The sequence below is a fragment of the Streptomyces sp. HPF1205 genome (assembly GCF_020400825.1).
Classification (GTDB): domain Bacteria; phylum Actinomycetota; class Actinomycetes; order Streptomycetales; family Streptomycetaceae; genus Actinacidiphila.
The window spans coordinates 61,047-81,854 of sequence record NZ_JAINVH010000038.1 but is presented as its reverse complement, the minus strand read 5'-3'; the positions used below and the strand labels follow the sequence as shown (position 1 = coordinate 81,854).

Genomic DNA, 20,808 nt, shown 5'->3' with positions numbered 1-20,808 from the left:
ACACCAATGAACCGAAGAGCACCGAAGGCCGTACCTGGGACGTCGTCGTGGTCGGCGGGGGCGTCGCCGGCCTGTCCGCCGCCCCGCTGCTGACTCGCGTACGGCGCTCCGTCCTCGTCATCGACGCAGGCGAACCCCGCAACGCCCCCGCCGCGCGAGTCGGCGCCCACAACATCCTGGGCCGCGAAGGCATCTCCCCCCTGGAGCTCCTTCGCATAGGCCGGGAGGAAGTCGCCTCCTACGGCGGAGAAGTCGTCAACGGCCGAGTCGAGCGCGTCGAGCGCGTCGACAGCACCTTCACCGTCACCACCCAGGACGGACAGCGCGCCCGTGCCCGGCGCGTCCTGGTGACCACTGGCCTGATCGACGAATTGCCCGACATCCCCGGCCTGGCCGAGAGGTGGGGCCACGACGTGATCCACTGCGTGTACTGCCACGGCTGGGAAGCCCGCGAAACCAAGGTCGGCGTCCTGGGCAACTTCCATCAAGTCCTGTTGTTCCGTCAGATGACCGACCAGGTCACCCTCTTCGCCCACCACGCACAGGCAGAGCTCACCGACGAACAGTGGGAGCAGCTCGCCGCCCTCGGCATCGAAGTAATCCACGGCGCCGTCGCCGCCCTCGAGACCGACACCGAACAAGACAAGCTGACCGGGGCCCGCCTGGCCTCCGGCACCGTCATCCCCCTCGACACCCTTGTCGTCGCGCCGGCCTTCTCCGCCCGCGGTGGCTTCCTCGAAGACCTCGGCCTCACACTCAATCCGCACCCCGCCGTCCCCGGCGTCCAGGTCGCCGTCGACCCCTCAGGATTCACCGGCGTCCAGGGCGTGTGGGCCGCCGGTAACGTCAGCGACGTCCTCGCTGCCGTGCCCCAGTCCGCCGCCGCCGGAAACACCGCAGGTGGCGCCATCAACATGGACCTCATCCTCGAAGACGCCCGACGGGCCACCGAGGCCCGCGAAGCAGCGTCGGCAATGCCGTTCGACGGCACGATGGAAGCAGAAGTGTCGCGACGCGTTCTGGGGACCCGCGCCCACGGTCTGGAAGGCCTCGCATAGCAAGCGGCGAGGCGCTTCCGCAACACCTCGTCATCGCCGCCGCCAGGCCCTGCCCGTGAGCACCACCATGCGGCAGGGCCTGCCGCATGACCCGAGGGGCGAAGCCGATTGGGTGCAGTTCCTGGCTCATACAGGATTTTCGTAGCCGGTGATCGGGCCAACCGAGCGGTGTGCAGGCTGAAGGCGCTGGTCAGGGGGCTGGCGTGAGTGGGTATCGGGATGCTCATGCTGGTCGCTGGCAGATGACGGGTCAGTCCAGGATCGTCGCCGCCTGCCAGGCGCCTGGGCGCAGGCCCGTCGCGTTCAGGAAGAAGAGCGAGAAGTTCGACGGATCCGGGAACCCGAGTTCGCTCGCACATCGCGCCGCGGTGACGCGTTCGTGGGCCAGCAGGCGCTTCGCCTCGAGCACGATCCGTTCCACGATGTACGCCTTCGCGGTACGCCCGGTGACCTGCTGCACTGCCCGGGTCAGGGTACGCGGGGCGAACCCGAGCGTAGCCGCGTAGTAACCGGCGTCGTGGTGGGTCCGGAAATGCGCCTCGACGCTCGAGCGGAACAGCTGGAACGTCGGGTTTGCCGAGCGCGCCTCGCGATGCGGGGGCTCGACGCGGGTGATCAATGCGGACAGCAGGATCGCGGGCAGCTCCGTCGACGGGTCATCGGCCAGGGCGGCCGCCTCCAGGACGAGGTGCCTGCGTGCCGCGTCGACGAACGGCCAGGCCTCGGCGGGCACCGGCCACCGGGCGGCGAGATCGGGAGAGGCGACCAGCTCGCGCGTGCGGTGCGTTACCGGCGCGGTCGGGACGAAGAGCACCAGGTGTCCCGCCACGCGGCTGATGTCGTCCCAGCGGTGCACCGCGCCGGGCGGGATCCACACTGCGGTCCGCGCCGAGAGCGGGTGGGAGACGAAGTCGACCGTGACCTTGCCGTCCCCTTCGTCGACGAGAGCCAGGACGTGGAAGTCGGCTCGTTGCGTGCCGCGGTCGTTGATGTCCCGGAGCCGTTGGAACGCCATCACCTCGACTGACGATGCCCCGCGCTCGACGGGCTGATAGGTCATGTGCCGGATCGTTGCCACGAGTCCAGTTTTCACCATCAGCCGTCCAGTCGTGCCGATGTCCCGACCCGCGCCCGGCGGTCCAATGGAACCACGGCGAAACCAGCCGCAAGGCGAGACCGGAGGATCCCCGCATGACCAGCACACAGCACCTTTCCCTGCCCGCATACGACCATCGCAGGGGCACGGGCCCGACCCTGGTCTTCCTGCACTACTGGGGCGGGTCCGCCCGCACCTGGGACCTGGTCGTGGACCGTCTGCCGGGCCGCGACACGCTCGCGGTCGACTTCCGCGGGTGGAGCCGTTCGAACACGCTCCCCGGGCCCTACACGCTCCGCCGGCTCGCCGATGACACCGTCGCCGTCCTCGCCGACGCCGGAATCGACGACTACGTCCTGGTCGGGCACTCCATGGGTGGCAAGGTGGCGCAACTCGTCGCCGCGACGCGCCCCGCCCGTCTGCGGGGGGTAGTCCTCGTCGGATCCGGACCGGCCAGGCCGGCCGCGGAGATCACCGCCGAGTACCGCGAGTTCCTCTCCCACGCCTACGACACCGAAGAGTCCGTCGCCGGCGCGAGGGACACCGTCCTGACCGCCACCGACCTGCCGGCGCGACTCAAGGCACAGATCATCGCGGACTCCCGGGCCGGCGCCGAGGCGGCGCGCACGCAATGGCCGCTGCGCGGCATCGCCGAGGACATCACCGAACACACCCGCATGATCAGCGTCCCGGCCCTCGTCATCGCCGGCGAGCACGACCGCGTCGAACCCGCCGACGTGCTGCGCCGCAACCTCCTTCCCTACCTCTCCGGAGCACAGTTCGCGGTGATCGCGAACACCGGGCACCTCATCCCGCTCGAAGCCCCCGACGAACTCGTCGACGCGATCACCGCGTTCGCACCGGCCGCCTGACCGGTGGCCGTAGCCGTACGAGAACAGGGCCGGCACGGCCACCGCGGCGGACGTCCGCGGTTTGACGACCGCCGATGTCATGCGGCTGCTGCGCGGCGAACGGCCCACTGCGCCCGCCTCGCGGCCTCAGGTCGGGCCGAGTGGGCCCCACACCGGGACCGCCGACTCGAAAGGTGCGGCGGCACCTTTCGACCTTTCATCCCGCCGCGGCGGCGAGCAGCCACGACGGTGCGGGCCGGCGGTGCCGAACCGGGCTCAAGCGGCGGGGGTGGTGCTTGCGGCCTCGGTCGTGGAGGCGGTGGTGGAGGCCGACGCCGAGGCCGACGCCGAGTCGGTGGTGGTGGCGCCGGCGCTGGTCGTGCTGTCGCTTGGAGTGGGCGTGGGCGTGTCGGTCGAGCCGCCCGAGGTCGTGCCACCGGTCGCACCGCTGGACGAACCACTCGTCGTACCGCTGGTGGAGCCGCTGGTGGTACCGCCGGTCGAGCCGGAGGTCGTGCCCGTGGACGAGCCGCCCGTGGACGAGCCGCCCGAGGTCGTGCCACCGGTCGTACCGCCGGTCGAGCCACCGGTCGTACCCGCGGACGAGCCGCCCGTGGTCACGGCGCCGGATGACGAACCGCCCGAGGTCATGGTGCCACCGGTCGTACCGCCGCCCGTCGTGGAGTGACCGCCGCCCGAGGTGCCGCCGGTGGTGGAGGAGGGGGAACGGGGAGGCGCCGTCGGGGCGTTGGGCGGGCTGGTGAGGCCGCCGTTCGTGACCACCGTGCCCGGGCTGTTGGTCGACGGGGTGGTCGAGGGTGTGGGTGTGGTCGAGGTGGAGGCCGGGGGCGCCGCCGGGGGCGACGTGCCGTCCTCCGGGGCCGAGGTCGTGTCGTCCGGCGGGTTCTGCTGGACGGATTCGATCGGTTTGACCTGGTCGGGGGTGTCGGAGGAACTGTGCGAGGTCGCGCCCAGGGTGACGATCGTGCCCAGGACGCCCGCGAGGAGGACGCCCGTGCCGGCGGCGACGAGGTTGCGGCGGGAGGCCCGCAGGGCGAGGCGGGCGGGCCCGGCGGAGTGGTGGGCGGGCGCCGGGGGTTTGGCGATGACCGCGAGGGCCGGAGCCGGCCCGGCGGTCAGGGCGAGGGTCGTCTCCGCGGGCGCCGTGAGCGCGAGGGGCTCGGGCGCGTCCGGGAGGTCGCCGGCGATGTCGCCGACCAGGGCGAGGGTACGGCGGCCCAGCACGGAGCCCTGGCGGTCGGCGAGGGCGCCCCGCAGGGCGATGGACGCCTCCAGTTCCGCGCGGGCCCGGTCGAGGTTGCCCGAGCACAGCGCGAGCACGCCCAACTCGTGGTGGAAGTACGCCTCTTCCGCGACCTCGCCGCTGTGCCGGGCGGCCTCCTGGCCGATCCGCAGCGCCCGCTCCCAGGCGCCCCAGTGCAGGGCCGCGGCGAAGACCGGCGCGACCGTACGTGCCAGGAGTACGGCGGCGCTCGCGTGGTCGCCGTCCCTGGCCGCCGCCATGGCCGCCAGGATCGCCTCGGACTCGGCCGCGACCCGCTCGGGCGCCACCGAGGGGTGCCCGGTCCACCAGGAGTAGTGCAGGGCCGCGCTGTGCGCCTGGACGTCGGTGAGTTCGCCGTCGGCCGCGAGGGTGACGGACATCTGCTGGACGACCCCGGCGGCGAGCCGGAAGTGCGAGGCGACGGGTACGGCGAGGCCCACCGCGGTCAACTCGCCCAGTGCCGCGTCACCGTGGGTGTCCCCGACGAGCGCGGGCAGGTGCGAGGCGTGCGGGCACTCCCCGTCCAGCGCGACGGCGAAGGCCAGCGCCTCCCGTGCCGACTCGCTGAGCCGGGAGGCCAGGAGGTCGGCGGGAGCGGCGCTCTCCGCGAGGGACGGAAGCGGCGGCGGCTCGTCCGCGGGAGCGGGATACCTGGGCACGGGATACGCGGGCACCCGTACGCCGGCGTGTCCCGGCAGCGGGTCGAACGGCGGCTCCCCCGCGGCCTCCCCGGCCTCGCCCGGCCGGGCGGCGTCCGGCGTCCCGGCCGGTCCACCGAACCCGCCGAACCCGGTGAGGTCGGGCAGTTCGCCGAACTCCTTGCGGCGGCCGGCGGCCGCGCCCGGCGAACCCTTCTCCCACACCGAGTCGTCCCACTCGTCGGCGTCTCCGGGAGCCGGGTCCGCGCCCGGGGCCGAAGGCGCATCCGGGGCCGAAGCCGCGCCCGTCGGCGCGGCCGGCGGACGCAGGGCGTCGCGCTGGCGCAGCAGCGCCCCCGCCTGGACGAACCGCAGCGGCAGCCCCTCCGACTCGAACCACAGGTCGGCGGCCCAGGCGATCTCGTCCTCCGCCAGCGGGCGGCCGGCGGCCAGTTGGAGCAGGTCGACGCAGGCCACCCGGGTCAGGCCGGGCAGGAACACCTCCTCGACCATGGAGTCGGGGGCGGGGGCCGGCACGTCGGGCGTGGCGGACATCAGGAAGGCGCATTCCGGCGCGGTGGCCAGCACCTCCTCCAGGGCGGCGCCGCCGAACTCCAGGTCGTCGACCACGATGACCGCGCCGACCTCGCGCAGCAGGCCGGGCAGTTCGGCGCGGCCGGGGCGGTAGCCGTCGCCGCCGTAGACCGCGGTGTAGAGGTCCTGCAGCAGGTCGCCGGGAGTGCGCCGGTAGCCGGAGAGCCACAGGACCCCGTCGGGGGCGAGGTCGCCGCAGGCGTTGGCCACGGACTCCAGCAGGGCGGTGCGGCCGCCGCCGGACGGACCGGTGACCCGTAGGGAACGGCCCCGGGCCAGCAGCCGTATCAGCCGCTCCCGCTCCTCCTCGCGCTCCAGCAGGGGGAGTTCGGGGGCGGGCGGGCCGGGGGGCGGCGCGGGGCGCGCGGCGGACATCCGCGCGTCGCGCTCCTCGCGGGTGCGCCGCTCCGGGACGGGACGCTCACCGGGCGGGCAGAGGGCGACCTCGGTGCCGTCGACCGGGTTGACGGTCAGCCGGTACTCCCCCGCGACGACCTGCCGGGCCCGGGCGCCGGCGCCGCTGGGCGTGCCGATCTCCGGCACGTGCGGGTCCCGGGTGAGCCGGGCGGGCAGCTTGGGCAGGGGCGCGGTGCTGTCGAACAGCGAGGGCGCGGGCGGTCCGGCGGGGGCCGCGTCCCCTGACGGTCCGCTTCCCGCGCGCGCCGGCAGGGCGAGCGGACCGGGCGGCTCGGGCAGCTCCGGCCACCGGCCGCCGAGGCCCTGGCGCGGTGCGACCGGCGACAGGGGCGCGACGGGCGGCAGCGGTACGGGCAGCCCGGCCGCCGGCCGCGCCGGGGTCTTGGTGCCGAAGGCATCGAAAGCGTCGAAGGCGTCGAACCCCCCGAGCCCTCCGAGCCCCCCGAAACCGCCGAACTCGCCACCGGCGCCCGGCAGCTCGGCCGTCCTCGTCACGTCGCCGCCCGAGCCGGTCCCGTCGGTCCCGTCGGTCCCGTCAGTCCCGCCGGCCGCTTCCCCGCCGGGAAGGACGCCGGTCCCGCCCGCCTGCCCGGCCTCTTCGAACTGCCCCTGATCCGCGCGCTCGACGGCCTGCGCCGGCTCGTACGCCTGCGCCGGCTCGTGGTCCTGGTACGCCTCGTGATCCTGGTACGCCTCGAACGGCTCCCGTTCGCCCGGGCGGCCACCGCCCGGCTCAGCGCTGTGCTCATCCATGTCGTACGCCCCCCAGGTGCGTCCCGAACTGCGTCACATATGGGGGCCGCCGCGGACCGTCCCGGAAGCCGCCGCGGCTTCCGCTTCCGTCTCCGGCCCTCTGCCGGGTTCCCCTGCCTGCGGCGGGGGTCCCCCGGATGGCACGCCTCACGGCCATGTGAGCCCACACTCTAAGGGCTCGCCCGGTTTCTCTGAAGGGCGGGATCCACGAAGGGCGGGGTGCCACCGCCCTACCTCATCTTTCGGCCTCGATCGCCAGGATCCTGTGCAGCCGGGTGGCAACGAGCAGACGCTGCATCTGCGGTGGCACGCCGCGCAGCACCAATCTCCGGTTGGCGCGTCCGGCCCGGCGGTGGGCGCCCATGATGACGCCCAGTCCGGTCGCGTCCCAGGAGTCGAGTTCGGTGAGGTCGAGTACGAGGTCGCCGCGGCCGGCGTCGACCGCGTCGTGCAGGGCCGTCCGGGCGTCAGCCGCGCTGCGTACGTCGAGGCGCCCCCCGACGGCCAGCTCGGCGTGGTCGCCCCTGATGTGCATAGTCACTCCCCTGAAGCGCTGAACGTGAGCCGTGCGGGCCACCGCGCTGAAGCGGCGTCAGCACGGCACGGATCCGTATGTCTTCACACACCTGACGGCCCGTTGCATAGAGAAGTTGCCGTCTGTGAGCGAACCGATACCGAATTCACTCGTCCGAGCGATGTCCATTGGTGCGGACTCAGTACGAGTAGAAGCCCTGCCCGGCCTTGCGGCCCAGGTCACCGGCGTCCACCATGCGCCGCATGAGCTCCGGCGGGGCGAACTTCTCGTCCTGCGACTCGGTGTAGATGTTGCCGGTGGCGTGCAGCAGGATGTCCACGCCGGTCAGATCGGCGGTGGCCAGCGGCCCCATGGCGTGGCCGAACCCGAGCCTGCAGGCGGTGTCGATGTCCTCGGCCGAGGCGACCCCGGACTCGTACAGCTTGACCGCCTCGACGACGAGTGCCGAGATCAGCCGGGTGGTGACGAAGCCGGCGACGTCGCGGTTGACGACCACGCAGGTCTTGCCGGTCTCCTCGGCGAAGGCGCGGGCGCGGGCCAGCGTCTCGTCACTGGTCTTCAGGCCGCGGACGAGTTCGCACAGCTGCATGAGCGGCACCGGGGAGAAGAAGTGGGTGCCGACCACGCGTTCGGGGCGCTTCGTCACGGCGGCGATCTTGGTGATCGGGATGGCGGAGGTGTTGGACGCCAGGACGGCGTCCTCGCGCACGATCCCGTCAAGTGCGCGGAAGATCTCCTGCTTGACCTCGATCTTCTCGAAGACCGCCTCGACGACGACGTCGGCGTCCGCGGCCGCGTCGAGGTCGGTGGTGGGGGTGATGCGGGCCAGCGCCGCCTCGGCGTCCTCGGCCGTCATCTTCCCCTTGGCGGTGAACTTCTCGTACGACGACCGGATCGCGTCGGTGCCGCGCGCGAGGGCCTCGTCCGTGACGTCCCGCAGGACCACCTCGTACCCGGCCTGGGCCGAGACCTGCGCGATGCCGGAGCCCATCAGTCCGGCTCCGATGACGGCGAGCTTCTTCGCCACGGCACACACCTTCCGTTCGCGTTCGTCGGGGGTCTGGTTGGTCGGGGGGTCTGGCCGGACCTTAACGCCCGTTCACCGCCCGCCGCAGCAGTTGTCGCCCGCGTCACCGTGTGTCGTTGGTCGCACGACGCCGAGTCGGGGCACCCGCCGGCGAGGGGAAGGGGGACCTCCCGGCAGCGGCGGCGGGGGCGGGCCGCGTGGACGGCCCGCGGAGGGCCTACGCTCACAGGCATGGTCAACCTCACGCGTATCTACACCCGCACCGGCGACGACGGCACGACCTCGCTGGGCGACATGAGCCGTACGGCGAAGACGGACTCGCGGATCGGCGCGTACGCGGACGCCAGCGAGGCGAACGCGGTCATCGGGGTCGCCCTCGCGCTCGGCGGCCTGCCGGAGCCGGTGGCCGCCGTCCTGGTGCGGGTCCAGAACGACCTGTTCGACGTGGGGGCGGACCTGTCGACGCCGGTGGTCCCCGACCCGAAGTACCCGCCGCTGCGGGTCGAGCAGTCGTACGTCGACCGCCTGGAGGCCGACTGCGACCGGTTCCTGGCGGACCTGGAGAAGCTGCGCAGCTTCATCCTGCCCGGCGGGACCGCGGGCGCCGCCCTGCTCCACCAGGCGTGCACGGTCGTCCGGCGCGCGGAGCGCTCGACGTGGGCGGCCCTGGCCGAACACGGGGAGACGATGAACCCGCTGACGGCCACGTATCTCAACCGCCTGTCGGACCTGCTGTTCATCCTGGCCAGGACGGCGAACAAGGAGCTGGGCGACGTGCTGTGGGTGCCGGGCGCGAACCGCTGAGGGCCGGCCGGGGCCGCACGGTCGGTCCGGACCTCTTGCCCTTTGGTCCAGACCTTTCTACGCTGCGGCAGCCGGGAGCCGACACCGCCGCCCGTCGGCTCCCGGTCCGGCCTACGCCACGTTCACCCGCTGCCCGGGGGGTGCCGCCTCCAGCCAGGCGAGGAAACCGGTCAGGGCGTCGTCGCTCATCGCCAGCTCCAGCCGGGTGCCCCGGTGGGCGCAGGTGAGCACCACCGCGTCCGACAGCAGGGCCAGCTCCTCCGAACCCTGCGGGGCGCGCCGGCCGAGCACCTCGATCGCGGGGCGTTCGAGGACCCGGCGGGGGCGGAAGGCGTACGAGAAGACCCGGAACCACTCCACGCGGTCGCTGCTGTAGCGGGCGACCCCGTAGACCCAGCCCTTGCCGCTCGGGACGCCCCCGCCCGCGGCGAGGTCGGCGCCCTCGGGCGGGGCGGGCCGCAGCGAGCAGTCGAAGGTGCCACCGGAGCGCTGGATCAGCCGGCGGCGCAGGCCGAAGAGGAACAGCCCCAGCAGGCCGGCCGCGACAATCACTCCGGCCGCCTCGAAAGCGAGGATCACGTCCATCATGCCTCCTCGCCTCGAAAGTAATCAGCTGCGGCGGAGCCGCGGACCGCCCGGTAAGGCAGTCCGCGGCACCGTGGTCCTGCGGTTGTACCTGGTGGTACGGAAGCCGGCGTCGCGTTCAGCGGGCGCCCGCCGCGGCGGCCAGCCGGACCTCCGCGCGGCGCTCGGCCGCCGCGTCGGCCTCGGACTTCGAACGCTCCAGTGCCCGCTCGGCGCGGGCGATGTCGATCTCCTCGGCCAGCTCGGCGATCTCGGCGAGAATCGAGAGCTTGTTGTCGGCGAAGGAGATGAACCCGCCGTGCACCGCGGCGACGACGGTACCGCCGTCGCTGGTGCGGACGGTCACCGGGCCGGACTCAAGGACACCGAGCAGGGGCTGGTGACCGGCCATGATGCCGATGTCACCGGACTTGGTCCGGGCGATGACCATGTGGGCCTCGCCGGACCACACATTGCGGTCCGCCGCGACCAGCTCGACGTGAAGATCGGCCAAGACGGCTCCTCGGTTCGGCACCCACCGTGCGGGGATGCGTAATGCCTAAGACACAGAATAAGGGGTTGCGACCGGGGGGCGGGCCCGGGGCTCCGCGAGGGAGTCCCGGGGCCGCCCCCCGGTCACCGGGTTCAGCTGACGCCGAGCTTCTTGGCGTTGGCCTTGAGGTCGTCCAGGCCGCCGCACATGAAGAACGCCTGCTCCGGGAAGTGGTCGAACTCACCGTCGGCGATCGCGTTGAACGCCGAGATGGACTCGTCCAGCGACACGTCCGAGCCGTCCACGCCGGTGAACTGCTTCGCCGCGTGGGTGTTCTGCGACAGGAAGCGCTCGATGCGGCGGGCGCGGAAGACGGTGAGCTTGTCCTCCTCGCCGAGCTCGTCGATGCCGAGGATGGAGATGATGTCCTGCAGGTCCTTGTACTTCTGCAGGATCCCCTTGACGCGCGAGGCGCAGTCGTAGTGCTCCTGCGAGATGTAGCGCGGGTCCAGGATGCGGGACGTGGAGTCCAGCGGGTCCACCGCGGGGTAGATGCCCTTCTCCGAGATCGGCCGCGAGAGCACGGTCGTCGCGTCGAGGTGGGCGAAGGTGGTCGCCGGGGCGGGGTCGGTCAGGTCGTCCGCGGGCACGTAGATCGCCTGCATCGAGGTGATCGAGTGGCCGCGGGTGGAGGTGATGCGCTCCTGGAGCTGACCCATCTCGTCGGCCAGGTTCGGCTGGTAGCCCACCGCGGAGGGCATGCGGCCGAGCAGCGTGGAGACCTCGGAGCCGGCCTGGGTGAAGCGGAAGATGTTGTCGATGAAGAACAGCACGTCCTGCTTCTGCACGTCGCGGAAGTACTCCGCCATGGTCAGGCCGGCCAGCGCGACCCGCAGCCGGGTGCCCGGCGGCTCGTCCATCTGACCGAAGACCAGCGCGGTCTGCGGGAGCACGCCGGACTCGGCCATCTCCGCGATCAGGTCGTTGCCCTCACGGGTGCGCTCGCCGACGCCGGCGAACACGGAAACGCCCTCGTGCAGCTTGGCCACACGCATGATCATTTCCTGGATGAGCACGGTCTTGCCCACGCCCGCGCCGCCGAACAGGCCGATCTTGCCGCCCTTGACGTACGGGGTGAGCAGGTCGACGACCTTCAGGCCGGTCTCGAACATCTCGGTCTTGGACTCGAGCTGGTCGAAGTCCGGGGCCTTGCGGTGGATCGGCCAGCGCTCGGTGACCTCGGACTCGGCCTCCGGCTCGTTGAGGATCGCGCCGAGGGTGTTGAAGACGCGGCCCTTGGTGACGTCACCGACCGGCACGGTGATGCCGTTGCCGGTGTCGGTCACCGGGGCCTGGCGGACCAGGCCGTCGGTGGGCTGCATGGAGATGGCGCGGATCAGCCCGTCGCCCAGGTGCTGGGCGACCTCCAGGGTGAGCGTCTTGGTCGCGCCGTCCGCGGACGGGTCGGCGACGTCGACGTGCAGCGCGTTGTAGATCTCCGGCATGGCGTCGACGGGGAACTCCACGTCGACGACCGGGCCGATGACCCGCGCCACCCGGCCGGTGGCGGTTTCAACGGTGTCAATAGTGGCAGTCATAGTGGTCAGTCACTCCCCGCGTTCGCGTCGGCCAGGGCGCTCGCGCCACCGACGATCTCGCTGATTTCCTGGGTGATGTCGGCCTGTCGGGCCGCGTTGGCAAGCCGCGTGAGCGACTTGATGAGGTCCTCCGCGTTGTCGGTGGCGGACTTCATCGCCCGGCGGCGGGCCGCGTGCTCGGAGGCGGCGGCCTGCAGCAGGGCGTTGTAGATCCGGCTCTCGACGTAACGCGGCAGCAGCGCGTCCAGCACGCCCTCCGCCGACGGCTCGAACTCGAACAGCGGCAGCGCCTCGCCCTTCTTGCGCTCGGCGCCCTCACCGCCCTCGCCGGCCTCGTCTGCCTCGTCGAAGGTCAGCGGCAGCAGCCGCCGGTCGACCGGGACCTGCGTCATCATCGACACGAACTCCGTGAAGACGATGTGCAGCTCGTCCACGCCGCCCTCGGAGGTCTCCTTGAGCAGCGCCTCGATCAGCGGCGCGGCGACCTGCTTGGCGTGCGCGTACTGCGGGCTGTCGGAGAAGCCGGTCCACGACTGCGCGACGTCCCGCTGCCGGAAGCCGTAGTACGCGACGCCCTTGCGGCCGACGATGTAGCTGTCGACCTCCTTGCCCTGCGCGCGCAGCCGCTCACCGAGCCGGTCGGCGGCCTTGATCGCGTTGGACGAGTAGCCGCCGGCCAGACCGCGGTCGCTCGTGACGAGCAGGACCGCGGCCCGGGTCGGGTTCTCGGCCTCGGTGGTCAGCGGGTGCCGGGTGTTGGACCCGGTCGCCACCGCGGTCACCGCGCGGGTGAGTTCGTCGGCGTACGGACTGGAGGCCGCCACCTGGCGCTGGGCCTTGATGATCCGCGAGGCCGCGATCATCTCCATCGCCTTGGTGATCTTCTTGGTGGCGGTGACGCTCCTGATCCGGCGCTTGTAGACCCGAATCTGTGCACCCATGCGCTCAGCCCTCGACCAGGAGCGCGCCCGAGGAGGTCTCGAACCGCTTCTTGAAGGCGGCCACGGCCTCGGTCAGCGCGTCGACCGTGCCGTCCTCCAGCTTGCCGGTCTCCACGATGCCGGTGAGCAGCGCCTTGTGCTCGCGGTGCAGGTAGTCCAGCAGCTCGCGCTCGAAGCGGCGGATGTCCTCGACGGGTACGTCGTCCAGCTTGCCGGTGGTGCCCGCCCAGATCGAGACGACCTGGTCCTCGATGGCGAACGGGGCGTACTGCGGCTGCTTGAGCAGTTCGACCATGCGCTGGCCGCGCTCCAGCTGCGCCTTGGAGGCCGCGTCCAGGTCGGAGCCGAAGGCGGCGAACGCCTCCAGCTCGCGGAACTGGGCGAGGTCCACGCGGAGCCGGCCGGCGACGGACTTCATGGCCTTGATCTGCGCCGAGCCGCCGACCCGGGAGACCGAGATACCGACGTTCAGCGCGGGCCGCTGGCCGGCGTTGAACAGGTCGGACTCCAGGAAGCACTGACCGTCGGTGATGGAGATCACGTTGGTCGGGATGAACGCGGAGACGTCGTTGGCCTTGGTCTCCACGATCGGCAGGCCCGTCATCGAGCCGGCGCCGAGCTCGTCCGACAGCTTGGCGCAGCGCTCCAGCAGGCGGGAGTGCAGGTAGAACACGTCGCCCGGGTAGGCCTCGCGGCCCGGCGGGCGGCGCAGCAGCAGGGAGACCGCGCGGTAGGCGTCGGCCTGCTTGCTGAGGTCGTCGAAGACGATCAGCACGTGCTTGCCCTGGTACATCCAGTGCTGGCCGATGGCCGAGCCGGTGTACGGGGCGAGGTACTTGAAGCCGGCCGGGTCGGACGCCGGGGCGGCGACGATCGTGGTGTACTCCAGCGCGCCGGCCTCCTCCAGCGCGGCGCGCACGCCGGCGATGGTGGAGCCCTTCTGGCCGATGGCGACGTAGATGCAGCGGACCTGCTTGCTCGGGTCGCCGCTGCGCCAGTTGTCGAGCTGGTTGATGATCGTGTCGATCGCCAGGGCCGTCTTGCCGGTCTGCCGGTCGCCGATGATGAGCTGGCGCTGGCCGCGGCCGATCGGGGTCATGGAGTCGACGGCCTTCAGGCCGGTCTGCATCGGCTCGTGCACGGACTTGCGCTGCATGACCGTGGGGGCCTGCAGCTCCAGGGCCCGGCGGCCCTCGGTCCGGATCTCGCCGAGGCCGTCGATCGGGTTGCCCAGCGGGTCCACGACCCGGCCGAGGTAGCCCTCGCCGACGGCGACCGAGAGCACCTCGCCGGTGCGCTGCACCGGCTGGCCCTCCTCGATGCCCTTGAACTCGCCGAGGACGATGGCGCCGATCTCGCGCTCCTCGAGGTTGAGGGCGAGGCCGAGCGTGCCGTCCTCGAACCTCAGCAGCTCGTTCGCCATGGCCGAGGGCAGGCCCTCGACCCTCGCGATGCCGTCTCCGGCAACGCTGACCGTGCCGACCTCCTCACGCGAGGCGGCGTCCGGCGTGTACGACTGGACAAACGTCTCCAGCGCGTCCCGGATCTCCTCCGGCCGGATCGTAAGCTCCGCCATCTGGGTTCCCTGCTCTCCTTGTTGGGCCCGAAATTTCTGGGGCCTCCGGGGGTCTGGCCCGAAGGACTCTGCCGGCCCAACCCGGGCCGCCTTCATGCTTGTTGGCTTGTTGATTCGTCGGGGTGGTCAGCCGGCCATCCGCCGCGACGCCTCTTCCAGGCGGTCGGCGATCGTGCCGTTGATCACCTCGTCGCCGATGCGCACCCGCACCCCGCCGAGGACCTCGGGGTCCACGTCCAGGTTCAGGTGCACCCGCCGGCCGTAGATCCTGGCCAGCGCGGCTCCGAGCCGCTCCTTCTGCTGATCGGTCAGCGGGATCGCGGACACCACTTCCGCGACCATCCGGTTGCGGCGGGCGGCGGCCAGCTTGGACAGGGCCTCGATCCCATTGTCCAGGCTACGTCCTCGCGGCGCGGTGACCAGCCGGGTGACCAGCCGTTCCGTGACCGGATCGGCGCGGCCGCCCAGCAGCGTGTGCAGCAGCTCGGACTTGGCGTCGCCGCCGGCCGTCCGGTTGGCGAGCGCGGCACGCAGTTCGCCGCTGCCCGCCAGGATGCGGCCGAACCGGAACAGCTCGTCCTCGACATCGTCCAGGTTGCCGGCCCGCTCGGCCGCGATCAGGTCGGCGGTGTCGGCCAGCTCCTCGACGGCGTCCGTCAGGTCGCGCGACCGCGACCAGCGGGACCTGACCATGCCGCTGACCAGGTCGAGGGTCTCCTCGCCGACCTGCGTGCCCAGCAGGCCCCGGACCAGCGCCGCCTTGGCCTCGCCGGGCTGGGCCGGGTCGGTCAGGGCGCGGCGCAGACCGCCTTCGCGGTCGAGCAGCGCGGTGACGGCGGCCAGTTCGCCGGCGAGCCTCGTGACGTCCACCGACGTGTTGTCGGCGAGCGCGTCGAGCCGCTCGCGGGCGGCGGCCAGTGCCTCGCGGGACGCTCCGTTCATCGCGCCGCCTCGGACGCCGACTCGGACGCCGACTCCTCAAGGCCGTCGAGGAACCGGTCGATGGTGCGGCTCTGCCGGGCGTGGTCCTCCAGGGACTCGCCCACCAGTTTGCCGGCCAGGTCGGTGGCGATCCGGCCCACCTCCTGCCGCAGCGTGACCGTCACCTGACGGCGGTCGGCCTCGATCTGGGCGTGGCCGGCGGCGATGATGGCCTCGCGCTGCCGCTGGCCCTCCTCGCGCATCTCGGCGATGATCTGCGCGCCCTGCTCGCGGGCCTGCTCGGTGATGCGGGCCGCCTCGTGGCGGGCCTCGGCGAGCTGCGCCTTGTACTCCTCAAGCGTGCGGTTGGCTTCGGCCTGCGCTTCCGCCGCCCGCTCCAGGCCACCCTCGATCGCGTCGTGCCGCTCTTCCAGGGTCTTCTGGATGTTGGGCAGGAGCTTCTTGCCAAGAATGCCGAAGACGATGAAGAAGCAGAGCAGGCCGACGACCAGTTCCGCGCTGCTGGGGATGAGGGGATTCTGCGCCCCCTCCTCCGCAAGGAAGGTCATCATGTCTGAACCTTTCGTCGAGTGTGGCTACCGGTCGTTCAGCTCACTTGTTGAAGATGAAGGGAACGACCAGACCGAGCAGGGCCAGCACCTCGCAGAGCGCGAAGCCGAGGAACATGTTGGTGCGGATGATCGGCATGGCTTCGGGCTGGCGGGCCATCGCCTCGATGGAGTGGCCGAAGACCAGACCGATACCGACGCCGGGACCGATGGCGGCCAGACCGTAGGCGACGGCACCCAGGCGGCCGGCGGTGGTGGCGGCGGCGAGGTTAACAAGCTCGGCAGACATTTCCCTGTCTTCCTTTGTGATGTGTGCGATGCGGTCCGCTGGGAGGCTTCCCAGCGGCTGTGGTACGGGAAGGCGTAGTGCGGGTACGGGTCGGCGACCCGCCGGGATCAGTGGCCCTCTTCGAGCGCTCCGCTGATGTAGATCGAGGTCAGGAGCGTGAAGATGTACGCCTGGAGGAACTGGATCAGGACCTCGAGGGCGGTCATGGCGACGGCCAGCAGGAACGAACCGCCGGAGATGGCCGCCATGATCGAGGGGGTCAGCAGGTACCAGCTCGCCACGCTGAACATCACGATCAGCATGTGGCCGGCGAACATGTTGGCCCACAGCCGCACCGCGAGGGTGAATGGGCGCAGGATCACGTTGGAGAAGAACTCCAGCACGACGATCAGCGGGACCAGGAACTTCGGCAGGCCGTCGAGCCAGACCAGGTTCTTCACGCCGCCCTTGAAGCCGTGCTTCTTGAACGTGAGGAACATGTAGGTCAGCCACACCAGCGCGGCGAGCACGACCGGGTACGCGAAGCGCGAGGTCGCCGGGAACTGCGCCAGCGGGATGATGGACATCACATTCATGATCCACACGAAGAAGAAGATCGACGTGAGGAAGGGCACGTACTTGTCGCCCTTCTTGCCGATCACTTCGCGGGCGATGCTGCGGGCGACGAAGGTGTAGCCGATCTCGCCGACGAGCTGCAGCTTGCTGGGGACCAGCTTCGGCTTGGCGAAAGCCGCCCAGAAGAAGCCGACGACGAGCAGCATGCAGATGAGTGCGAGCAGCATCGGCTTGGTGAAGTCGAAGCTGCCGATGCTGAAGATCGGCTTGAACTGGAAAGAGTTGAGGCCCGGAGCGGGGAACGCGCAGTCATGGTTGATGTGGCATCCGCTCTCCGCGAGCAGCGTGTGGGCACTCACCCGTGACTCCTTCGTCGTGACGCATAGAAGACTGCAACTGTGTGTGTCGGCGCGGTCGCTGGGACCGCAGGTCGGCACCGGGAACGTGGCGTGGCGAAGTCATCCGCGCCACCGCGATCCGCTGAGAGCCCGCATCGAAGACCGGCGGCCCGGGATCCCAGCCGGGGCGGCGGCACCGGATCCGAGTACACCGCAGGACGAGGGGGCGGCACCTGCCTCATTCGAGAGGGGCCCCCACGTCCGGATGCGCTTCCGGACGATAGCAGATGAGTTTGACGACCTCTTGCCCTGCCCTTAACCCCCATGGGAGGTCCCCGTCTTCAGCGAAGGCGAGTCCTCCTCGGCGGGCGCGGATTTTCCGGACGCGGACGTGCGGGCGGCCGGCTTCGCGGGCACGGACGTGCCGGGCACGGACGGCAGCGGGTCCACGTACAGCATTCTGGCGGTGAGGCTCTGCCGGATCTGGCCGCCCACCCACGCCAGCGCGGTGAACAGCAGCACCAGGGCGAAGGCCCGGCCGTTGAAGAGGGTGGTGTTCTTGAAGGCGATGACGAAGATGCCGATCAGCAGGATCTGCACGGTGTAGACCAGCATTCCGGCGGCCATCGCCACTTGCGGCTTGTCCTGGGTGATCCGCATCAGGGCCCAGGAGCCGAGGCCGAAGAAGGCCGCGACCACGGCCAGCGCCATCAGGCCGCCGGTCAGCCCCTTGCCGCCGGCGACGACGGCACTGACGACGGTGGCGACGAGTCCGACCGGGGCGGCGATCGTCGCCGCCCCCTTCAGGATCCGGGCGTCGTTGGGCTGCATGGGGGCGGCTCCTCCGGCGGGAGTTGGGACAAGCGGATGTCGTCGGAGACGAGCGTAGTCAGGGCTGTGGACGGGCTTCCCCGCTCGCGCGGGGGGACCCTCCGGTGCCGTGTCGACCGCTCTCAGGGTGTAACGGCGTGGGCCCTGCTTTCGTGAACGGTATCACAAAGTATTTGATGCGGTCTTTACCATGGTGATGTGCTGCCTGTCACACACGCGTGCTGTCGACACTCCCGCGGGTCTCCCCCCGCGCACCCGTACGGGCGTCGCCGGTGAGGCCGCCGCGGCCGGGCAGCAGCCCGCGGTCGCCGATGGCGGTGGAGCCGTGCAGCGCGGGCCGGTCGGCGGAGCGCATCTCGCGCTCGGCGGCGGCCGCCGCGGCGGCCAGCCGCCGGCGGCGGCCCCGGTAGCGCGGCGGCACGAACGACTCGGCCCAGCGCGGCGCCCGCGGCCGTACCCGCGGCAGCAGCAGCGCCACCAGGCCGACCGCGCTGAGCGCCACGATCACCAGCACGATCGTCAGGCTGGAGGAGTTGACCGAGAAGGCCACCGCGGAGAAGGCGAACAGCGCGGCCCAGAAGTACATGATCAGCACCGCGCGGCTGTGCGAGTGGCCGATCTCCAGCAGCCGGTGGTGCAGGTGGCCGCGGTCGGCGGCGAACGGCGACTGGCCGTTCCAGGTCCTGCGCACCACGGCGAGCACCAGGTCGGTGGCCGGGATGGCGATCATGGTCAGCGGCAGCAGCAGCGGCATGTAGACCGGGACCATGAAGTGCACGGTGTTGCGGGTGGATCCGGTGAAGGTGGTGATCGCGTCGGGGTCGACCTGGCCGGTGATGGAGATCGCGCCGGAGGCGAGCACCAGGCCGATCAGCATGGAGCCGGAGTCGCCCATGAAGATCCGCGCCGGGTGGATGTTGTGCGGCAGGAAGCCCAGGCACATGCCGATCAGGATCGCGCTGAACAGCGTCGCGGGCGCGGCGGCCTCGATGCCGTGGCCGTACCAGATCCGGTAGGCGTACATGAAGAACGCGACGGCCGCGATGCACACCATGCCGGCCGCCAGGCCGTCCAGGCCGTCGACGAAGTTGACCGCGTTGATGGTGATGACGACCAGCGCGACGGTGAGCAGCGTGGACTGGATGGGGGTGAGGGCGACGGTGCCGACGCCGGGCACCGGCAGCCACAGGATGGTGAGGCCCTGCATGACCATCACGCCGGCGGCGATCATCTGGACGCCCAGCTTGATCAGCGCGTCGACGCCCCACTTGTCGTCCAGGACGCCCAGCAGCCAGATCAGGCCCGCGCCCGACAGCAGCGCGCGCGGTTCGTTGGTGAGGGTGAAGGTGTCCCCGAGGTTGGTCAGGTGCGCGGCGGTGACCATGCCCGCGCACAGCCCGCCGAACATGGCGATGCCGCCCAGCCGGGGGGTCGGTTCGCGGTGCACGTCGCGGTCCCGGATCGGCGGCATGGCGCCCGCCGCGATGGCGAACTTCCGCACCGGCCCGGTCAGCAGGTACGTGACAGCCGCCGTCACGAACAGGGTCAGCAGATACTCGCGCACGAGCAGCCTCCGACGTCTTCGGGAGCGCGGCCGCCGGGCGCGCACGTCCGGGGGTTCCTCACAGCGTCACACCCTAGTGGTGGGCGGGCGGCGACAGCCAACACAACTGAAGACTCTTGGGCAACCTTTGCGGTTGCACCACACCCCGGCGGGGAATGTACCTGGATCGGCCCGCTCACGCGGCGGTGCCGGCGCGGTCACGCTCCGGTGGTCACGGCGGGATACGGCGGGAAGCGCCGCACCAGCCCGTTGACGTCGGCGACGACCCCGCGCTCCTCCCGCAGTGCCCGCCCGATGAGCGCGGCGACCTGCGGCATCTCGGTCTCGCGCATGCCCTGGGTGGTGATCGCGGCGGTGCCCAGCCGGATCCCCGCGCAACTGTCGTCGGTCCTGGCGGCGTACGGCGGGGCGTACTTGTCGAGCACGATGCCGGCCGCCGCGCACCGGCCGCGGGCCCGTACCCCGCCCAGGCCGAGCGGGGAGACGTCGGCGGCGATCAGGTGGGTGTCGGTGCCGCCGGTGAGCACGTCCAGGCCCTCACCGGCCAGCGTCCTGGCGAGCAGGCGGGCGTTGGCGACGACCTGGTGGGCGTACGCGGCGAAGGCCGGGCCGGCCGCCTCGCCGAACGCCGCCGCCTTCGCGGCGACGGAGTGCATGTGCGGGCCGCCCTGCGAGAACGGGAAGACGGCCCGGTCCACGCGCCCGGCGAGGTGCTCGCCGCACAGGATCAGCCCGCCGCGCGGCCCGCGCAGCGTCTTGTGGGTGGTCGCGCACACCACGTCCGCGTACGGGACGGGGTTGGGGGCGGCGCCGCCCGCGACCAGGCCGAGGGTGTGGGCGGCGTCCGCGATGAGGTAGGCGCCGACCTCGTCGGCGATCTCCCGGAAGGCGGCGTAATCGGGGTGCCGGGGATGGGAGATGGAGCCGCACACGATCGCCTTGGGGCGGTGGGCGCGGGCCAGGTCGCGCACCTGGTCGTAGTCGATCAGGCCGGTGTCCGGGTCGGTGCCGTAGCCGACGAAGCCGAACCAGCGGCCGGAGAAGTTGGACCGTGAGCCGTGGGTGAGGTGGCCGCCGTGCGGCAGGGCGGTGGCCAGGACCGTGTCGCCCGGCACCAGCAGGGCGGCGTAGGCGGCGAGCACCGCGGAGGAGCCGGAGTACGGCTGGACGTTGGCGTGCTCGGCGCCGAACAGCGCGCAGGCGCGCTCGACGGCGAGCCGCTCGGCCAGGTCGACCAGTTCGCAGCCGGCGTGGTGGCGGTGGCCCGGGTAGCCCTCGGCGTACTTGTTGGCCAGCGGCGAGCCGAGGGCGGCCAGGACGGCTGGCGAGGTGAAGTTCTCCCCCGCGATGAGCTGCAGGCAGGTGCTCTGCCGGTCCAGTTCGGCCAGCAGCACCCCGGCCAGCTCCGGATCCTGGCGCCGCAGGGCCGCGAAGTCCGCGGGCGGCGCGTGGATCTCGCCGGGCGCGGGTTCGATTCCGGGCGCGGGTTCGCCGGCGGCGGAGGGTTCGAG

Annotated in this window: 19 protein-coding genes; 3 read left to right on the top strand and 16 right to left on the bottom strand. The window is 71.6% G+C overall.

Annotated features, from left to right (window positions below; all coding sequences use genetic code 11):
• Nucleotides 1-47 precede the first annotated feature (47 nt).
• Nucleotides 48-1,058: an NAD(P)/FAD-dependent oxidoreductase gene (locus K7G61_RS30780; protein ID WP_225850339.1), complete on the top strand. Its 1,011-nt coding sequence runs from the start codon at nucleotides 48-50 to the stop codon at nucleotides 1,056-1,058.
• A 250-nt stretch (nucleotides 1,059-1,308) separates the two neighbouring features.
• On the opposite strand, the gene K7G61_RS30775 is transcribed toward K7G61_RS30780, so the two are convergent.
• Nucleotides 1,309-2,154, bottom strand: coding sequence for a helix-turn-helix domain-containing protein (locus tag K7G61_RS30775; protein ID WP_374204298.1), 846 nt, complete (start codon nucleotides 2,152-2,154; stop codon nucleotides 1,309-1,311).
• A 95-nt stretch (nucleotides 2,155-2,249) separates the two neighbouring features.
• Between K7G61_RS30775 and K7G61_RS30770 the strand changes: the two genes are divergently transcribed.
• The gene (locus K7G61_RS30770) at nucleotides 2,250-3,026 is read left to right on the top strand and encodes an alpha/beta fold hydrolase (RefSeq protein ID WP_225850331.1); all 777 of its coding nucleotides are present in this window, start codon (nucleotides 2,250-2,252) and stop codon (nucleotides 3,024-3,026) included.
• A gap of 255 nt (nucleotides 3,027-3,281) precedes the next feature.
• Here the strand turns inward: K7G61_RS30770 and K7G61_RS30765 are convergent, their stop codons facing one another.
• From K7G61_RS30765 to K7G61_RS30755, 3 genes are all read right to left on the bottom strand, one after another.
• Nucleotides 3,282-6,692: an ATP-binding protein gene (locus tag K7G61_RS30765; RefSeq protein WP_225850330.1), complete on the bottom strand. Its 3,411-nt coding sequence runs from the start codon at nucleotides 6,690-6,692 to the stop codon at nucleotides 3,282-3,284.
• 235 nt (nucleotides 6,693-6,927) lie between these two features.
• Complete coding sequence (locus tag K7G61_RS30760; protein WP_225850329.1) at nucleotides 6,928-7,227, bottom strand: STAS domain-containing protein; 300 nt, start codon at nucleotides 7,225-7,227, stop codon at nucleotides 6,928-6,930.
• A 178-nt stretch (nucleotides 7,228-7,405) separates the two neighbouring features.
• On the bottom strand, nucleotides 7,406-8,254 hold the full coding sequence (locus K7G61_RS30755) for a 3-hydroxyacyl-CoA dehydrogenase family protein (RefSeq protein ID WP_225850328.1): 849 nt from the start codon (nucleotides 8,252-8,254) through the stop codon (nucleotides 7,406-7,408).
• Between the two features lie 231 nt (nucleotides 8,255-8,485).
• Between K7G61_RS30755 and K7G61_RS30750 the strand changes: the two genes are divergently transcribed.
• The gene (locus K7G61_RS30750; protein WP_225850327.1) at nucleotides 8,486-9,058 is read left to right on the top strand and encodes a cob(I)yrinic acid a,c-diamide adenosyltransferase; all 573 of its coding nucleotides are present in this window, start codon (nucleotides 8,486-8,488) and stop codon (nucleotides 9,056-9,058) included.
• 111 nt (nucleotides 9,059-9,169) lie between these two features.
• On the opposite strand, the gene K7G61_RS30745 is transcribed toward K7G61_RS30750, so the two are convergent.
• From K7G61_RS30745 to glyA, 12 genes are all read right to left on the bottom strand, one after another.
• Entirely contained in the window at nucleotides 9,170-9,643 is a 474-nt protein-coding gene (locus tag K7G61_RS30745) for a DUF2550 domain-containing protein (RefSeq protein ID WP_225850338.1), read from the bottom strand.
• A gap of 118 nt (nucleotides 9,644-9,761) precedes the next feature.
• Nucleotides 9,762-10,136, bottom strand: coding sequence for a F0F1 ATP synthase subunit epsilon (locus K7G61_RS30740; RefSeq protein WP_225850326.1), 375 nt, complete (start codon nucleotides 10,134-10,136; stop codon nucleotides 9,762-9,764).
• Nucleotides 10,137-10,267: 131 nt separating this feature from the next.
• Complete coding sequence (gene atpD, locus K7G61_RS30735) at nucleotides 10,268-11,713, bottom strand: F0F1 ATP synthase subunit beta (protein WP_225850325.1); 1,446 nt, start codon at nucleotides 11,711-11,713, stop codon at nucleotides 10,268-10,270.
• A 5-nt stretch (nucleotides 11,714-11,718) separates the two neighbouring features.
• Nucleotides 11,719-12,654: a F0F1 ATP synthase subunit gamma gene (locus K7G61_RS30730; protein ID WP_225850324.1), complete on the bottom strand. Its 936-nt coding sequence runs from the start codon at nucleotides 12,652-12,654 to the stop codon at nucleotides 11,719-11,721.
• 4 nt (nucleotides 12,655-12,658) lie between these two features.
• Entirely contained in the window at nucleotides 12,659-14,230 is a 1,572-nt protein-coding gene (atpA, locus tag K7G61_RS30725; RefSeq protein WP_225850323.1) for a F0F1 ATP synthase subunit alpha, read from the bottom strand.
• A gap of 126 nt (nucleotides 14,231-14,356) precedes the next feature.
• The gene (locus K7G61_RS30720) at nucleotides 14,357-15,172 is read right to left on the bottom strand and encodes a F0F1 ATP synthase subunit delta (protein WP_225850322.1); all 816 of its coding nucleotides are present in this window, start codon (nucleotides 15,170-15,172) and stop codon (nucleotides 14,357-14,359) included.
• Nucleotides 15,169-15,723, bottom strand: a complete 555-nt coding sequence (locus tag K7G61_RS30715; protein ID WP_225850321.1) for a F0F1 ATP synthase subunit B — start codon at nucleotides 15,721-15,723, stop codon at nucleotides 15,169-15,171. The genes K7G61_RS30720 and K7G61_RS30715 overlap by 4 nt, the downstream gene beginning before the upstream one ends.
• A 40-nt stretch (nucleotides 15,724-15,763) precedes the next feature.
• Nucleotides 15,764-16,009, bottom strand: coding sequence for an ATP synthase F0 subunit C (gene atpE / locus K7G61_RS30710; RefSeq protein ID WP_225850320.1), 246 nt, complete (start codon nucleotides 16,007-16,009; stop codon nucleotides 15,764-15,766).
• 107 nt (nucleotides 16,010-16,116) lie between these two features.
• Nucleotides 16,117-16,923, bottom strand: a complete 807-nt coding sequence (atpB, locus tag K7G61_RS30705; protein ID WP_225850319.1) for a F0F1 ATP synthase subunit A — start codon at nucleotides 16,921-16,923, stop codon at nucleotides 16,117-16,119.
• A 294-nt stretch (nucleotides 16,924-17,217) separates the two neighbouring features.
• Nucleotides 17,218-17,733: a hypothetical protein gene (locus tag K7G61_RS30700; protein WP_225850318.1), complete on the bottom strand. Its 516-nt coding sequence runs from the start codon at nucleotides 17,731-17,733 to the stop codon at nucleotides 17,218-17,220.
• A 208-nt stretch (nucleotides 17,734-17,941) separates the two neighbouring features.
• A complete protein-coding gene (locus K7G61_RS30695; protein ID WP_225850317.1) occupies nucleotides 17,942-19,297 on the bottom strand; it encodes an MraY family glycosyltransferase in 1,356 nt (451 codons plus the stop codon).
• Between the two features lie 197 nt (nucleotides 19,298-19,494).
• Nucleotides 19,495-20,772 carry a serine hydroxymethyltransferase gene (gene glyA, locus K7G61_RS30690; RefSeq protein ID WP_374204300.1) on the bottom strand — a complete coding sequence of 426 codons (1,278 nt, stop codon included), beginning with the start codon at nucleotides 20,770-20,772 and terminating at the stop codon, nucleotides 19,495-19,497.
• Nucleotides 20,773-20,808: the final 36 nt, after the last annotated feature.

Coding starts and splice junctions, on each gene's coding strand:
- K7G61_RS30775 (WP_374204298.1), bottom strand. CDS start 2,154: ATGGTGAAAACTGGACTCGTGGCAACGATCCGGCACATGACCTATCAG.
- K7G61_RS30770 (WP_225850331.1), top strand. CDS start 2,250: ATGACCAGCACACAGCACCTTTCCCTGCCCGCATACGACCATCGCAGG.
- K7G61_RS30765 (WP_225850330.1), bottom strand. CDS start 6,692: ATGGATGAGCACAGCGCTGAGCCGGGCGGTGGCCGCCCGGGCGAACGG.
- K7G61_RS30760 (WP_225850329.1), bottom strand. CDS start 7,227: ATGCACATCAGGGGCGACCACGCCGAGCTGGCCGTCGGGGGGCGCCTC.
- K7G61_RS30750 (WP_225850327.1), top strand. CDS start 8,486: ATGGTCAACCTCACGCGTATCTACACCCGCACCGGCGACGACGGCACG.
- K7G61_RS30745 (WP_225850338.1), bottom strand. CDS start 9,643: ATGGACGTGATCCTCGCTTTCGAGGCGGCCGGAGTGATTGTCGCGGCC.
- atpD (WP_225850325.1), bottom strand. CDS start 11,713: ATGACTGCCACTATTGACACCGTTGAAACCGCCACCGGCCGGGTGGCG.
- K7G61_RS30730 (WP_225850324.1), bottom strand. CDS start 12,654: ATGGGTGCACAGATTCGGGTCTACAAGCGCCGGATCAGGAGCGTCACC.
- atpA (WP_225850323.1), bottom strand. CDS start 14,230: ATGGCGGAGCTTACGATCCGGCCGGAGGAGATCCGGGACGCGCTGGAG.
- K7G61_RS30720 (WP_225850322.1), bottom strand. CDS start 15,172: ATGAACGGAGCGTCCCGCGAGGCACTGGCCGCCGCCCGCGAGCGGCTC.
- K7G61_RS30715 (WP_225850321.1), bottom strand. CDS start 15,723: ATGATGACCTTCCTTGCGGAGGAGGGGGCGCAGAATCCCCTCATCCCC.
- atpE (WP_225850320.1), bottom strand. CDS start 16,009: ATGTCTGCCGAGCTTGTTAACCTCGCCGCCGCCACCACCGCCGGCCGC.
- K7G61_RS30700 (WP_225850318.1), bottom strand. CDS start 17,733: ATGCAGCCCAACGACGCCCGGATCCTGAAGGGGGCGGCGACGATCGCC.